12 protein-coding genes are annotated in these 15,695 nt (G+C 40.3%); 5 read left to right on the top strand and 7 right to left on the bottom strand.

Going from position 1 to position 15,695, the window contains the following annotated elements; all coding sequences use genetic code 11:
- The first annotated feature begins 68 nt into the window (after positions 1 to 68).
- Together ACDG22_RS11080 and ACDG22_RS11075 are read left to right on the top strand one after the other, a co-directional pair.
- Positions 69 to 1,148, top strand: a complete 1,080-nt coding sequence (locus ACDG22_RS11080; protein ID WP_270230642.1) for a hypothetical protein — start codon at positions 69 to 71, stop codon at positions 1,146 to 1,148.
- Positions 1,145 to 1,960 (top strand): AAA family ATPase, encoded by an 816-nt coding sequence (locus ACDG22_RS11075; RefSeq protein ID WP_270230644.1) that lies wholly within the window; start codon positions 1,145 to 1,147, stop codon positions 1,958 to 1,960. Before ACDG22_RS11080 ends, ACDG22_RS11075 begins: the two co-directional genes overlap by 4 nt.
- Positions 1,961 to 1,971: 11 nt before the next feature.
- Here the strand turns inward: ACDG22_RS11075 and ACDG22_RS11070 are convergent, their stop codons facing one another.
- The 7 genes from ACDG22_RS11070 to ACDG22_RS11040 form a co-directional block, all read right to left on the bottom strand.
- Positions 1,972 to 2,493, bottom strand: a complete 522-nt coding sequence (locus ACDG22_RS11070) for a lipocalin family protein (RefSeq protein WP_178269703.1) — start codon at positions 2,491 to 2,493, stop codon at positions 1,972 to 1,974.
- A gap of 556 nt (positions 2,494 to 3,049) precedes the next feature.
- On the bottom strand, positions 3,050 to 3,823 hold the full coding sequence (locus ACDG22_RS11065) for a carboxylesterase family protein (protein WP_040311801.1): 774 nt from the start codon (positions 3,821 to 3,823) through the stop codon (positions 3,050 to 3,052).
- A gap of 224 nt (positions 3,824 to 4,047) precedes the next feature.
- Positions 4,048 to 4,662, bottom strand: coding sequence for a DUF4923 family protein (locus ACDG22_RS11060; protein WP_040311797.1), 615 nt, complete (start codon positions 4,660 to 4,662; stop codon positions 4,048 to 4,050).
- Between the two features lie 174 nt (positions 4,663 to 4,836).
- On the bottom strand, positions 4,837 to 7,110 hold the full coding sequence (locus ACDG22_RS11055) for a hypothetical protein (protein WP_370858886.1): 2,274 nt from the start codon (positions 7,108 to 7,110) through the stop codon (positions 4,837 to 4,839).
- Positions 7,111 to 7,141: 31 nt separating this feature from the next.
- Positions 7,142 to 8,020, bottom strand: coding sequence for a hypothetical protein (locus ACDG22_RS11050; protein ID WP_178269829.1), 879 nt, complete (start codon positions 8,018 to 8,020; stop codon positions 7,142 to 7,144).
- A gap of 37 nt (positions 8,021 to 8,057) precedes the next feature.
- Positions 8,058 to 10,280, bottom strand: coding sequence for a hypothetical protein (locus ACDG22_RS11045; RefSeq protein WP_022126518.1), 2,223 nt, complete (start codon positions 10,278 to 10,280; stop codon positions 8,058 to 8,060).
- Positions 10,281 to 10,334: 54 nt separating this feature from the next.
- Positions 10,335 to 12,185, bottom strand: a complete 1,851-nt coding sequence (locus ACDG22_RS11040) for a hypothetical protein (RefSeq protein ID WP_022126517.1) — start codon at positions 12,183 to 12,185, stop codon at positions 10,335 to 10,337.
- A 353-nt stretch (positions 12,186 to 12,538) separates the two neighbouring features.
- Here ACDG22_RS11040 and ACDG22_RS11035 point away from each other — a divergent pair, with 353 nt between their 5' ends.
- The 3 genes from ACDG22_RS11035 to ACDG22_RS11025 all read left to right on the top strand — a co-directional run bounded on the left by ACDG22_RS11035 (position 12,539) and on the right by ACDG22_RS11025 (position 15,689).
- On the top strand, positions 12,539 to 13,501 hold the full coding sequence (locus ACDG22_RS11035) for a YitT family protein (RefSeq protein ID WP_022126515.1): 963 nt from the start codon (positions 12,539 to 12,541) through the stop codon (positions 13,499 to 13,501).
- A gap of 138 nt (positions 13,502 to 13,639) precedes the next feature.
- Positions 13,640 to 14,902 carry a cupin domain-containing carboxymuconolactone decarboxylase family protein gene (locus ACDG22_RS11030; protein WP_178269828.1) on the top strand — a complete coding sequence of 421 codons (1,263 nt, stop codon included), beginning with the start codon at positions 13,640 to 13,642 and terminating at the stop codon, positions 14,900 to 14,902.
- 286 nt (positions 14,903 to 15,188) lie between these two features.
- The gene (locus ACDG22_RS11025; RefSeq protein WP_270230649.1) at positions 15,189 to 15,689 is read left to right on the top strand and encodes a sugar O-acetyltransferase; all 501 of its coding nucleotides are present in this window, start codon (positions 15,189 to 15,191) and stop codon (positions 15,687 to 15,689) included.
- Positions 15,690 to 15,695 lie beyond the last annotated feature (6 nt).

The raw sequence follows: 15,695 nt of genomic DNA, 5'->3' as shown, positions 1-15,695 counted from the left end.
ATCAACTCATATCATCCGCCATACTGCTTTATACTTCAAAATCTAATTCATTTATTCATTTGTTGTTTATGGAAAATATTATTTTACGTGCTATGCGCACCTTCGATGAAAGTGTATGTGCTCCTGAATACGCCAGAAATCAATTGGCTATTGAAATCATATTCCCTGAACCTCCTGTTTTTATAAACGAGCTGGCTGTACGTGTTTACTCGGAAGACTACCAGTTGATTGGGGCGGATGTCTATTCTCCGTCTTCCCAAAAAACTCCCCGAAAGGTACGTTTTATTGTGCTGTCGGATACATTCTGGGACGAAAACCTGTATCATATTTTCGTATTTCAGAACGGACTTCCCAAATGGACTGTTTCTCTGTCTCCCTCGCCTTCTTACGAGGTATGGAAAAAAGAGAAGTTGGATGAACTGGAATCACATCCCGACAAGAAGTTTTTTATCGAGCGCCTCTGCCCGACCGACTGGTGGCAAAACATGTACTCTGAACAGTTCCACTTTCCTTCAGCCGAAAAAGTAATCGGAAAGCTTTATTCCTACTCGGAGGCAGAAGGGGTATGTCCTCACCTTCTCGTAACGGGAAACAACCTGATGACAAAGGCTTTTTCCTGCTTCATTCTGGCAGCTTATCTCACCGGTAATGACAAGTCGGAACAGGCTGTTTTTTCATTGGGTGAACTGGTTTCAGGCAATCTGAAATGGAGTGAGCTAGCTGAACATATCAGACAAAAGCAGGTGATCGTGATGAATGTCCCGCAATTGGAGTATAGCGCCAGCACGGTAAACTTGCTTTCTATGTTGGGTGATATACTTAGCAAAGAAGATTTCTCCCATCCGGTATTCATTTTCCATGGTGCAGAAGAACATGTCAATCAACTGTTTCAGGAATGTGAGGCGATAACCGGAATGTTTGCCGAATATAACACTTTCCGCATCAGTTTGTCCACTGAAATGCCTCCGATAACCCTTAACGATACTGAGTTTCAGCCGGCATTAAGAGAAACACCTTTTGCCGAATTTTCAGCCGAAGAAGAACTACAGCAGATGGTCGGACTGAAACAGCTTAAAGAGGATATACAGGAGGCACGGATGATGTCGCTTTTTCTTAAAGAGCGCAGGGTATACAGGAGGCACGGATGATGTCGCTTTTTCTTAAAGAGCGCAGGGAACTCAATCTCGATCTATGTGGAGACAGCCGTTACCATATGCTCTTTCTGGGAAATCCCGGAACAGGCAAAACAACGGTAGCCAGACTGGTAGGGAAAATGTATCATCAGATGGGACTATTGTCGAAAGGGCATACAGTGGAAACCTGCCGTACGAACCTGGTAGGTGAATATTTGGGACATACGGAAAAAAACACGAAGGAGGCAATCGAGGAAGCTCGTGGAGGTGTATTGTTTATCGATGAAGCTTATACACTGATAGAAGGTGGAAGTGACACGAAGGACTACGGCAAAGAGGTCATCAACGCACTGCTCACTGTATTGTCGGAACCGAATCCGGATATGATTGTCATTCTGGCCGGCTATGAGGATAAAATGAAAAAGCTGCTTAAAAGTAATCCGGGATTAAAAGACCGTTTTCCGCTCCGTTTCCATTTTGAGGATTATACGGCAGACGAACTGAGCGAAATAGCTCACCGTATTTTGAAAAGCCGGAATTTCGTCCTGACTCCTGAAGCAAACCTGCGCCTGAACAGTCTGATAGAAAAAGAAACCAGACAACGGGATGAGTATTTCGGCAACGGACGCTGGGTGCATAATCTGATAGAGCATGGCCTAATCAAGAGTATGGTCCGGAGAGTGATGTCAGGGCCCCGTCCGGAAACGGCACAACTCCAGCTTTTCAGTACAATAGAGGCATGTGATGTGGAAGAGGCCGAAGCCAAACTTCTCCGTACAGCAGACTTAAAAATAACTCCGCCTTGCCGTATCGGATTCAGGGCCTGAATACAGATGCTTTAATTTTGGTCGACAAACAGTAGCTTTTCTGTATCATATCCCCTGACACGGAGTTTATCAAACAGTTCCGCCTGTTTTTCTTTGGATAAAGTTTTATCACGACTCATTATCCAAAGATATTTGTCGGAACTGCTTCCTATCAATACATAACGGTAATCGGGATCTATATCAAGTACATAATAATCGGAATAAAACCAAAGGAAAAATGATACCTTCAACTTACCGGGATCGACAGGATTCGGCTGTTTGGCACGCCCCTCTACCTCCTTGTGTTTTCCATTTTTATATCCCTCATTTTTTACTTTAATGCTTCCATTTTCCTGTAAAGAATAGGTAGCAGTGACATGTGTCATTCCTTTTTCGAAACGATGATCGTAACGAGCAATTTCATACCATTTTCCCATAAAGCGACGGACATCAAATACAGATACGGTGCTATTATCTATCGTATCACCGTCCTGGGCTGCATGACACCCGCTCAATCCTAAAAAGGCACATAAAAGTAATAATACGTTTTTCATAGTAGCTGATTTTTTTTAGACTTTTCCAAAGATACAAAACTATCGATACAATAAGAAATGTCTGGAAAAGGAAATCCGTTTTATATGTCAACATTCAAAAATTATCTTAACTTTGTAAAAATCATTGCAAGCTACTATGAAAACAAAGTTATTACTAATGTCATTTGTATTGTCACTCTGTATGAGTACAACATCGTGTATTGTCACCAGGCATCATCACCGGCCACCGCATAAAAAAGAAATTCCACCAGGACATGCCAAGAAAATACATGGTCATAAATCGGCTAAATTTGATGCGCCGGGACATCATAAGCATTGATTATATGCAAGGTTCAAAAGACTGAAAACAAAATGAGGCTATCTCAAAATCAAGAACAGAGATAAGTTTAGTTACAATCTATAAGCCACAACATAAAAATCTCCTGCTTTTAGTCTTATAATAGTAATAAATAAGGGCTAAAGCAGGAGTTCTTTTATTACGAAGTTTCAATCTATAAGATTTTTATTTTGTATTTCTATTTTGAGACTGCCTCACTGTCTCAGCATGTTGCAAATCTTATTTCTTCTTCTGAGTGAATAGCCATTTCATAAAATCCGGATAATTGAAAGCAGGATTCCAGCTTCCATGATTGCAGCCAGGAAATTCAATATACTCTACCGAAGCACCTGCCGCTTTCAGGGCCTTATAAGCTTGACGAGAGCCTGCTACAGGAACGACATCATCAGCATCGCCATGGAAGATGCGGAAAGCTACATTTCTGGCAGCAGACAAACGCGTCGGATTAACTGTTCCACAAATAGGAACGGCAGCTGCAAAAATATCAGGAAAACGGGAAACCATATCGTATGTTCCCATTGCTCCCATTGATAATCCCATGATATAGATTCTCGATTTATCTACCTGAGGATTTGCCAAATACATATCGAGCAATTCTTTCACAGCCTGAAACACAGATGGCATTTCTTTTCCGACTGGCATCTGGGTGGGAATAAAAGACTGCGGACGGTTTTCGTATGCCCAATATCCGCTTTCCGGGCATTGCGGGAATAGTACAAAAGCCGGATATTTTTCACGGTTAACCGGATTCAGAAACATCTGCCCGCCATGAGTCAGTTGTTTTTCATTGTCATTTCCCCGTTCACCGGCTCCATGCAAGAACAATACCAACGGATACTTTTCTCCAGCTTGCATCACTTCCGGTTCCAGCAGGCGATAATTCAGACTATCCCCCGACGAAGAAACAAAGACACTGCGTTCATACTCATCCTGCGCTGCAACAAATTCCAGACTAAAAAGCAGCACAGAAAGCAACAAAATAAGTTTTTTCATAATACGTTTCATTTATAGATTAAAAGTAAATGAGTAACATTCGAGGTATTCTTCTCCCGAGAAGAAGCTCTGTAGCGCTCTCCAAAAGTACTATTTTTTTCTTTAATAACAATTATGCTGAGATATATCACTAACAAACCGGAATGTTGTTTCTATAAACAAAATGAGTCTGGCATTTACGATACCAGACTCTTACATGAAATACTTATCGAAAAAAATCGTTTTTATTGTTTCTCCAATTCAAAACCTAATTGCAATCCTTCGTATTGGTTCAACAACGAAGTAGCAGCACTGATTGTAGAATTAGAGTTGCCCAAAGCACCTCCGATGGTCTGAGCCAGCGACATCAACTTGTCTGCCTTGAAAAGCAAGCTCATCTTATTTGATGATAAAACCTGCTGCGATACAATGGCTGTAAACTTTATACCCAGCTTCGTTTTCATAGTCAGTTCTTTTGTGTCGGCATTATAAGAATAAGTACCACTAGTTGTACGACCTTTTACCGTAGAAGTATAGGTGCTGTCGGCATTAAAGACATAAGTACACCCATCGGTAAAGCCTAGTTTAGTAAGTACATCCGACATTTTTTCCTCTACTTTTTTCGACGCAAGCTCTCCACCTGCCTGTGCCAAGAAATTATCGCTTTCAAACTTACAATCCGGACCGGTATATTTCCAGGTTCCCTCCAAAGAAACTCCGGATGAGTTTGTAACTTTATTGGCAACAGCGTTAGCTACTCCCGAAAGTATGGATTTCAAATCTTGTGCGCTAGCCGCACTACTTGCCATATACATAAAGCATGACAAGCAAATTAATCTGATAATGTTCATCTTCTTCATTTTCTTTCTATTTCTTTTAAAGTGAATTTATTTGACCAATTTTTACGACAAATCGGCATGCAAAGATAGCAAATTCTGACAAAACGAGATAACATGACATAATAAAATCGGGTACAATATATTCCGATTCTGCTCTTTCCGGAAATATGCACCCGATCTATTCTAATGTCTTTCTTATTGATAGATATATTCTACCGGTGACTTCTTGAAGCGTACGTTACGGGTATTATTTGCACCAGCACCGTTGTGTTCCAGACTTGCATTATTACCCCGGACAAGCCATCCGGTCACCTCCGGATTATAACATGCTAAAAGTAACCAGTTTCTATTAACCCCATCATTACTCCACTGACATCCTACTCCGTAAAAAGTAAGTGGCTCATCACCGTGTCCAGCAACACTTCTGACAGAAAAACTCCAAAGTTCACCTAAATCCTGTCCGTCAAGCTGTACACCCGAGCGCTTTTCCAATATAATCTCACTACGATACTGCTTGTTGGTCACATCATTCTGAGGATAAAATCCTGCCCAATTTGTCGGTATAGTAAAATTAGAAAGGATGTTTTTATAATCATCAAATGTAGGCATTTCATAGCCATCAGGTGAAAGCGAAGTTGGTTCGGCCTTATTGATATGGTTCGACTCGCCACTACGCCATCCGTCCAGTGTAACTTTTCCATCACGATATACTGCCTGCAAGGCCATACCATTATTCCCTTCGTAAGCAGCATTCCACAGACGTACATATTCTTCGGAAGAACAAGTCTTGAGATATTCCTGTACAGTCTGATCTGCAAGACTAGCCGGATCGTTGGAGCTTAAAATCTGATCATCAAAATTGCGAGAATCACCTATCGCATTGTAACGGCACCACCATGTACCATTCAGATAAGTAACAGGCAACCCGTAATTACGACGCTCCACTATATAAGCTTCCGTTTCCTGCCCGTCAGAAGTACGACGTACAACCAGACGTGCAGCCTGCTTACGTCCGTCAGCTTTCGGATCATTAGGTTTCCATCCACCTATCACACGGTACGTATTTGTTTCATCTGCGACCTTCTCTATTTTCACCCATGGATCTTCATTATCAAATTCTGCCGCCAGCTCCAGTCCCTCAGGCATAATGAAACGTCCCATTTCATTATCAATATAACGACCAAAATCGTGCGTATAGTTCTGGCGGTCGAATTTAAATCCTTCTGAATGAATAGGATTTTCTTCAAGAACCAGCTTCAGGCAATCTTCTTCATAACTTTCATTCAGTCCCTTACGATGAAAATACACTTTCACGTTTTCTGCCTGATAACCGGGAGGCAAAAGTGTCTTACGGAACAAGAACCGATTCACTCCATCACCAGGAGTTACCGACGGCAATTTTTCTACAATAATATCTGAACTTTGTGAAGAAACAAACTCCAGTTCATCATCGCAGTTAAGAGCCAATGTAAATTCCATTGCTCTGCTAGGCAAAGAAACCACATCTCCCGACTCTGAAATGGTTATTCCTTCCGGTAACACAGATAAGCCTTTGTTTACCGTAATATGGCTATCCCAATCCGGATGCAAACCGGTTTCACCACCATCCTCCCATGCAGATACTTCCAGCTTGATATCGGCTGACAACGCATCTTTGCGGACTGTCAGTGTATAAACTGTATTTCGTTTCAGAACTGACGGTAATGCAGCCTGCTGTACATAGATCTGGCCTCCCATTTCCATTTCGACCTCTACCATCAAATCGGTATTTGTCTGTTCGCACACATAAGCCAGTCCCAGTGTATCTTTCAACAATGGCTGATCAAATGTAAATTGCAAATCTTGCATATCTGTTCCTTCAGGGGATCTGACTTCATCCTGAGATATCAAATATGATGCCTGTGCAAGATTCTTCAACGTAATACTCTTGATAGAAATAGCTCCTCCTGCTCTCATCAGCAAATCGAAACGGGCAATACCATGCTGTAACGTCATAGGCAAAACATACTGTCCCTGCGGCTGCTCATCTAAATTAAGCTTTCCAGCAAGAAAACGTGGTGCTTTCCCATCCGTTGCCTTTATCGTTGTATTCAGCCATTCCTGTTCAGTCATACCGCTTTCTTTCATCTGCTGCAAATCGATCAAGTCGGCCGTATTGGCAAGCATATAAAGTGTTCCAGACATACTTTTCAGTTTCAGTGAATAGCTATCCGACGTTTGATCGAGATTTGAATAAACCGCTGTCATCAAGCCGTTCTCGAACAGGCATGCCTGTATATCGTTAATCTCGTTTTCTCCGGCTACAGAAGATATTTTCCCGTCAACTTTAAAAGCAGAAACACTAGCCTGTACTACCGTGGAAGGTTGATCTGTACTTTGCAGAGCTTCGTGTTCATCAGAACACGAAGTCATGAATAAGGTAGACAGAAGCACACCAAACAGCCATAAATAATTTCTTTTATATACCATTGCTACCTATCTATCGGATTAATAAACTTTATTATAATTGCGGAATAATTTCTGTATCTTCACCCGGTTCCCAATCGTCAATACCGACTTTTACGACTATATCGATATCATTCTTACGTACTGTTACGGTGTAGATTGTATTACGCTTCAGATTGCCTTCCAATGTCTTTGTCAGAACTTTGTGTTGTCCGTCTATTACAGCCTCGATACTTACTTCTATGCCTGCATTTTCCTGCTCGTAGACATACAGTACTCCAGGAGTAGAAGCAGACAATGCAGTATCGAAATGAGCTGTAACATCATTACGCTCAACATCTGCCGGAGATGCAGCTACCTCACCTTGCGCAAACAAGTAACCTGACTGAGCTACATTTCTTAAAGTCAGACTCTCTATAGCAGCAGAGCCGGCCACGTCAACATTTAAATCAAAACGTGCTACACCGCGCTTTAAAGTGAGCGACTGTGAAGGCTGGTTTTGTCCGTCAATAACAAGTGATCCTGTAAAGAAATTGACAACCTTACCATTACTCATAGCCATAGTAGTCTTCTTCCACTCTTCTTCACTGATACCCTCTTCCTTCATCTGCTGAAGATCTATCATATTACCAGCATTGGCAACCATGTAGATAGTACCTTCATAGCTATTGATTTGCAAATTATATCCATCTGCCGAAGGTTGTAAGTCTTCGAATACCTTAGTCATCGTTCCCTTCTCAAAAAGGCACGCTTTCATATCGGTAATAGTATTTTCATCTTCTATAGCCTGGCCTGAACCTTCGTAATTTATCTGACGGGTAGTTATCACCACCGATCGAGGGGGTTCGTTAACACCACCATTATCTTCTTCCTTTGAACATGCAGTAAAAGCCAATCCCAACAAAACAATACCTACTAATCCTAAATTTTTCATTTTCATCATTATTTTCTTATATTTAATTTAGTTGTTATTATTCATATATATATTCTACAGGAGTTTTCACACAACGTATCGTACGGGTTTTTGACGAATTCTGTCCTCCAAATTTAATCCAGTTTCCTCTACCGTCACTCTTTGGATAACCTTCCAGCTGCCATGAACTACCTGCATTGCCATAAGTAGCAAGTAATATTGCCATCGGAGCAATTTCCTGTTCATTATACTGATGTCCCCAACCAAAGATTGCCCAATGAGTATTTTCATACACAAAATCATACAACCCAAGGGTTCCGTATCTCACACCATCTACAATAAGACTGCGTTCTGCAACTGAATAATTCATGCGTTGCCCTAAATTATTATTAAAAACTCCCCATTCGCTGTAACCTAAATTACAGTTATCGCCCCACGCAAAGAAACGATAGTTATTGTAGTTAGGAATCTGGTACCCATCAGGAGCCATTTCTGTAGGAAGCATTGTACCAAAATTACCAGATACAGTTGTTCGGTAACCTTCATAGTAAAATCTACTGCCATCGTGTGTCAATTTCAGTCCTTCAGGATTCCCTGCCTGATACTGATCTCCCATTATATTCAACAATTCTTCATCAGAACAAGTTTTCAAATATTCAAAAACATTTTGCTCATCAGGTACAGGATCGTTATTAATCAAAATCTGATCTGAGTAATTCTTGACATTACCGCGCAAGTTGTATTTGCACCACCACGTTCCATTTACATTTACGACCGGCAGTCCCCAGTTTTGTCTTTTTATGGTATAGACTTCAGGATGACTTCCATCAATGTCAGAAACGAGTAAGCGTGCCTCTTGTACACGTCCATCAGCATCAGGATCGTTTGGCTTCCAACCGGCAATTACCCGATGTGCTCCGGTTTCTTCATTAACCTCTATTTTCATCCACGGAGCCTCCCCCTGAGGTATCTCTAGCTCGATTTTCTTACCTTCGGGCAACGTAATTAATCCAAGTTCCCCATCGATATAACAAGCAAAATCGCATACAGCATCAGAATCGAACGCCAGTTTACCTGAAAGGCCAATAGGATTCGGACGGAATACCAATACAACTCTACCTGTCTGTACCGTCTGTCTATACACATCCAGATAAATATATTCCTGTACACTTCCTGGCATTTTTCTATCGCTTTCTACCACAACTTCGGCAAACGGCTCCATACTACGTGAAGAACTTTGAGAAGCAATCGTCACGCCTTCTACCACTCCGTTTACCATAAGGTTTGCATCCTCTTCAGCCTTCAACACCAAACGGAAGTTACTTCCCATATAAGGAATGAAAACAGTATCTCCACGTTCATTTATTTCTACGCCCTCTGACAAATCAGAAGCAGCTTTATCAATCAAACCTTTTAATACTTGTCCGGATTCGGAAGAGGCACCGTTTTCCCAATCATCCACCAAAACCTCAACACGAAGATCTGCTCCGCTACCATATACTTTCAACGTATAGATTGTGTTACGCTTTAACGCTGTAAATGTAGTTTTCAGACGATGCCAAGCTCCATCATCGGATGTGACCATAAGTTCTACTTCATAAGCTCCGGCTTTCTGTTCGCACAGGTAAAACAATGTCTCTTTATTATTCTCAAATGGAGTATCACCAAAATCTTTCACAATAGTTTCCAGCTGTACGTTTACCGACAAAGCATCACCCTGGCGCTCATTAACATATCCAGTTGAAAGAATATTGCGAATCTTTACATTATTTACCCGAATGCCTTCGAACGGAGAATCTAAATCAATACGCAACACACTACGCTTTAGAATAACAGAGGTAGAGGTCATGTCTGTACTCAATTCAATCTGTCCACTCATAACAATACCCGAAGCTGTCATTTCAGAGGCAGTAGCCTGTAAGTCCAAAAACTCTTCAAGCGTTGTCTTATCGACTTGCAAAGCAGCCTTCTGAATTATATCGGATGCATTAGCCAGGAAATAGACAGTTCCACGCATCTGTAAAGGTTGTAAATGGCATACTCCTTCAGTATCAGGATTCAAGCGGTCAAACACTTCTTTCAGCATACCACCCTCAAAACGGAAACCCTCTACTTCATTTACAACTGATTCAGAATTAGAAGTTTCTCCTTCTGCCATTCCCATTGCTATCAAGCGGACTCCTATCGCACCTTCCGGCAATTCTTGTTGCATGCTATCTTCTGCACTACATCCGCAAAGGAACAATAACAAAAGAGTACATACCCCAATTATATTTTTCATTTTATCCATTATTATCTATAAATTATATCGTTTTTCTATTACTACGTTATCAGACTATTTATACCGATGAGGATTATTCCTACTATCCAGATATTTATATGAGTCAATAGGGAACTGGCTAAGATTCTGAACATAAAAATTGTTCATCAGTTGCTCTGCCCACGGACCGTAAGTAAATGCACTACTATGTCCGTATCCCATTACGTGTCCCAATTCATGGAACATAATATTACATGAATAAGCATTCCAATAATGTTCGAACCAAGCCTGCTGGTAAGCTCCAAACGTGCTTCCTCCTCCTAGTCCCAGTACACCATTGCCTGCATAAACCAATCCGACCTGCAACGTGCGTTGCTGTCTCATTTGTTGCAGCACCTGTTCAACTTTTATCGGATTCTTATTGTCATCATAAAGCTTATCTGCATTATCACGCAATATCTGTTCGTGTTCAGGCATGTCTATCATATAGGTAAAATTGAGGAACAAAGCCACAGACTCACGACAGTGTACAGGACGGATACCCATCCAGTTACCCACCGGACCTCCGTTTTCCAAATCAGGATTTCCACCATACAATCCCCAATAGACATACCAGCCATGTTCTATTTTCTGCAATTTTCCCCAATATGGGTCTGTAGACTCAACCTTGAACGTAGCGCCGGTCAACTCAGAAGCTGTCATCTGTTTAACCTCAATCTGACGTCCCCGCTCTGTACGGCACATGGTAGAACGTTGAACCAAAGGCAGCGTTTCATAGAAATCAGCAAAACTTGGTATTGTATCAAAATAAGCCAGATCAAAATATTCATCACTTATTGAAGGAATACAAGCTTTAACCAATACACTCCCCAAATTGCGAGGAGAATAGAAACGGACATGCAGTTTCCCTTCATCAGTGAAATTCAGCTGAAGCGGCTGCGCTGTATTAAACTTTCTCTGCGAAGGATCAGTATATACCTCCTTGGGCTCATCATCTTGTAAAATTTTAGAATGGTTACCTTGTTCGTAAGCAGACTGAGTCAAAAACATAACTACAGACTTATCTTCCGGATGCGTAACGTTTGTTTCTATACTATGTATATGATTAGCCTCCAGCTGTGTTTGCTCGAAAGCGTACACCTGACTTATTTCATTTCCAAGATAGCTACGCGTACGCATTGTAATTTCTCCACTAAAGGAAGTATTTTCCACTAATGGCATGAAATTATAGGTAGCTGTATCAGACAGAACCAGATCACGCATAACACCATCACTTTCACCAGCCATGTTTCCATCACCAGAAAGTGTAGTATAAAAATGAGCTGAGCCAAGCGAAACCTTTTTCTCTATTACGGCATTACGCACATAAGGGTTATTATAATCAAATTTAAAATCAATCTTACCAATAATCCGCTGTTGCTTTACATCCTGACGAATCGATGTTACTTCCTGCTTACCATTCTCTGTTTGTTCCATTGTTACCGTAAACGGAGTCTGAGAATAAAAATATTCAGCATCTAACGGTTTTTGTAAATCTGCCGGAAACTCTAACCATACATCTGAAGCAGAGTTCAACTCATGGATCATTACTTCATCAAGGTTTTCGTTTCCTTTTATCCCCAACACCAATAAACGGTAATTACCTTCATGCAAACCTTCTACATAAATTTCTGCAGTTGATGGATTATACTTGCTTTTTATATCCCGAACACGTACTCCTGCTTCATCTACAATACAATACTCCAAACGATCGTAACGGGATTCTTCTAATGTAGTTGCACGTGAGAGGTTACCTTCGTAGTCTGCATCATACAACTTAAAAACCGCCTCAGGTGTATCTGTATTAGCCGTATTATTCCACTCCTCACGGCTACAAGCCACCAGCAACAGACTACATAAAAAAGTAAAAAAAGTAATTTTCTTCATTCGTTTATTGCTTTTGCTATATATAATGTATTAAAAATATTTCTGTATATGCCTATGTTCCTTTTTAAAAACAGATACAAAATTAAGTATAATATAAAAAAAATCACATATCATTTCTCTATCCAAGAACGTATTGAATTCTTTTTTTGTTCAAAAGAATAAGGAAAAAAGCATCTAAAAGCCATTTAACATGATATATATCAATTTTTTAATCATAACATTTAATTCAAAAATAATTAACTAAGGAATAAAACCAGCAAAAGTAAACAAATGGAACATTTTTTTATTTTTCACGAATAGTGTTTTAAAATGCTAGTTTTTATGTAAATTTGTTGCATAAAAATAGAAATTATATGAAAAATACGCTCTACTCATGGTTCAGTATCCTGATAGGATGCATTATTCTGGCAGCTGGCTTTGTCTTTTTCATCAATCCATACAACATTGTTCCAGGGGGTGTGTATGGAGCCAGTATCGTACTTCATAACTTATTTCCTTCAATTCAGGTAGGAACGTTTGGCTACATGTTCGATATTCCATTGCTCATTCTTTCAGTCGTTTTGCTGGGAGCCAAACTTGGTTCACGTACGATTGCTGCCGCACTCATTACCCCTTTACTGATGAATATCATATCCAAACTAGTTTATCCTACCAAAGAAGCATTGGAAACACTCGATCCAGCACAGCTTGCAGGTGGAAGCATGAACTTATCTGATCATCTGATGTTAGCCTGTGTTATAGGTGCAGCTTTAATCGGAATAGGAACAGGAATTGTCATACGCAACGAAGCCACTACAGGCGGAAGTGATATCGTAGGAATGTTACTCCAAAAATACTGCCACATACGCTTCTCAAAAGCCATACTTTTAGTTGACGGAACCGTAGTATGTTTCGGACTGGCAGTCATTGGCTTTGGCATAGGTAGTGCAGAAGATTCTATACAACCTTCGTGGCATTTGTCACTTTACTCCCTCATCGCTATTTTCATTATTTCAAGAGTGATAGCATATATGATAAACGGAGCCAAAAATGACAAGCTGATATTTGTAATCAGCGATAAAAAAATGACAGAACTGCATACGTACATACTAAAAGATCTTGACCGTACAGCAACTTGTATTAAGAGCAGCGGACTATATACAGGCAAGGAGAAAGAAATGATTTTCCTCGTAGTAAGTTATAAAGAAGTAGCAGGCGTAAAACTTACGATAAAAAAGGCAGATCCCCGAGCATTTGTTGTAGTAACTGATGCCTATGATACTTTTGGAGAAGGATGGAAACAATTACCTTCACCCAATGAAATTCATCCAGAATAGAAAATGTATGTTTCCTTACACAAAGCATGTGTTTCGGTAATTCGGGTAGAAAAAACAGTAATTTGGTTACGTACCCATTATATAAAAGCCAATATTTTTGCAGTACACGAATATGACAAATCATAAAACGATTGTACTATGAGAATAAAGGATTTTATATTAGTATGTATTACAACTGTAATAATGTTCCCAATGACTACATTAAAAGCACAGAATATGGAAAAAGAAAAACAACTCCCCGAATACCTTAGTGCGTTTCCTTTAGGTGAAGAGAATGTACAATATGCCAGATTTTTTATCGGGAAATCATATCTGGCTCCGCTCACAAGCAATAAAGATCTAAACACTCCTGTATGTAATGTTACCTTTGAACCTGGATGCAGGAACAACTGGCACAGCCATACAGGAGGACAGCTCCTGATAGCCGTAGGAGGAAAAGGATATTATCAGGAAAAAGGCAAACCGGCACGTTTGCTACTCCCTGGTGATATCGTAGAAATAGCTCCAAACGTAATTCATTGGCACGGAGCAGCTCCTGACAGTTGGTTTTCACATCTCGCAATAGAATGTAACCCACAGAGTAATAAAAACACCTGGCTGGAACCTGTTGACGATGAGCAATACCTTGCTGCGACCTCACAAAGTAATACACTTTCAGCAGAAGCAGCAAGAAATCAGGCTACATGGTATTCCTGCGTAAATGACAAACTGGCTGTTTCTGATCCTGAGTTAACAAAAATATTTGGTAACTTTGCCTTTGGTGAGGTACAAAAATACAGTAACCTGGATACCCGCACACGTATTCTGGTAACTATGGCTTCGGCTATAACAGTAAATGCAAAAACAACATATCTCCAAACACTTCATGCAGCTCTTTCAAACGGAATCACTCCGCTGGAAATAAAAGAAGTACTTTATCACGCCGTACCCTATGCCGGAATGACAAAGGTAGAAGAGATGGTGGAAATTGCAAATAAATTTCTGGAAAACAGAGGTGTAAAACTGCCTTTGGCACCGCAATCTATACTGCAACCCAAAGCAAGACAGGAAAAAGGCCTCGCGCTTCAGAAGAGTATCTTCGGCGATCAAATAGACCGGATGTATGAAACATCTCCAGAGAATCAATTACACATACAAAAATTCCTATCTGCAAATTGCTTTGGCGATTACCAGACCCGCCCTGTGTTTGATATACCGACCCGAGAATTACTTACATTTGCAATTTTGATCTCATTAGGAGGATGCGAACCACAAGTAAAAGGACACATTACAGGAAACGTAAATGTCGGAAATGACAAGTTAAAATTACTCGCAGTTGCAACCCAATTATTACCTTATATAGGTTATCCGAGAACACTCAATGCCATAACTTGCCTGAACGAAGTAATTCCTGAAAAATAAATGAATCTTACGTGTTTATGTTCTTCTTTTCATACAGTAAAGGAGGAACATAAACACTCATCATTTACCAACCATCACGCTATGCATTTTATCAAACTCCTATTCCAAGAGATATTTTACTTACATCTCCGTTAAAATCTGTAATAGAGGTTACAATATCTGTAATTTATCTACACCAAATTGTACCATAGGAAGTATCTTTGCCATAAATTAATAATACTATAACTATGGAGCTTTCTGATTTTTAGCATACGTAAAGACAGGCCGTGCTCTCAATACGGCAGAAATACATCAGTTTATGAATGATATGAGCAATGAGGCACGACGTATCACTTTTGAACTGAATAACGCCTACCATACTCCCGAAGAAGTACGCAACTTATTATCACGCCTTTTTGGAAAAACTGTAGATGAATCTTTCAGAGTTTTCCCTCCATTTTATACTGACTTTGGTAAAAACATTACAGTGGGGAAAAATGTATTCATTAATGCCTGCTGTCATTTTCAAGACCACGGAGGAGTATCTTTAGGCGATGGTTGCCAGATTGGACATAATGTGGTATTTGCAACATTAAATCATGGATTAGCCCCAGAAGACCGCCAGACAACATATCCTGCCCCTATCACACTTGGAAAAAACGTATGGGTTGGATCCAACTCTACCATTCTACAAGGTGTTACCATAGGTGACAATGCGGTAATAGCAGCAGGTGCGGTAGTAACAAAAGATGTTCCCGAAAATACGATTGTGGGAGGTGTACCAGCCCGTATCATCCGAAAAATCTAATTCACC

The sequence above is a fragment of the Phocaeicola coprocola genome (assembly GCF_041333015.1).
GTDB lineage: Bacteria > Bacteroidota > Bacteroidia > Bacteroidales > Bacteroidaceae > Phocaeicola > Phocaeicola coprocola.
This window is presented reverse-complemented; position numbering and strand designations above follow the sequence as displayed.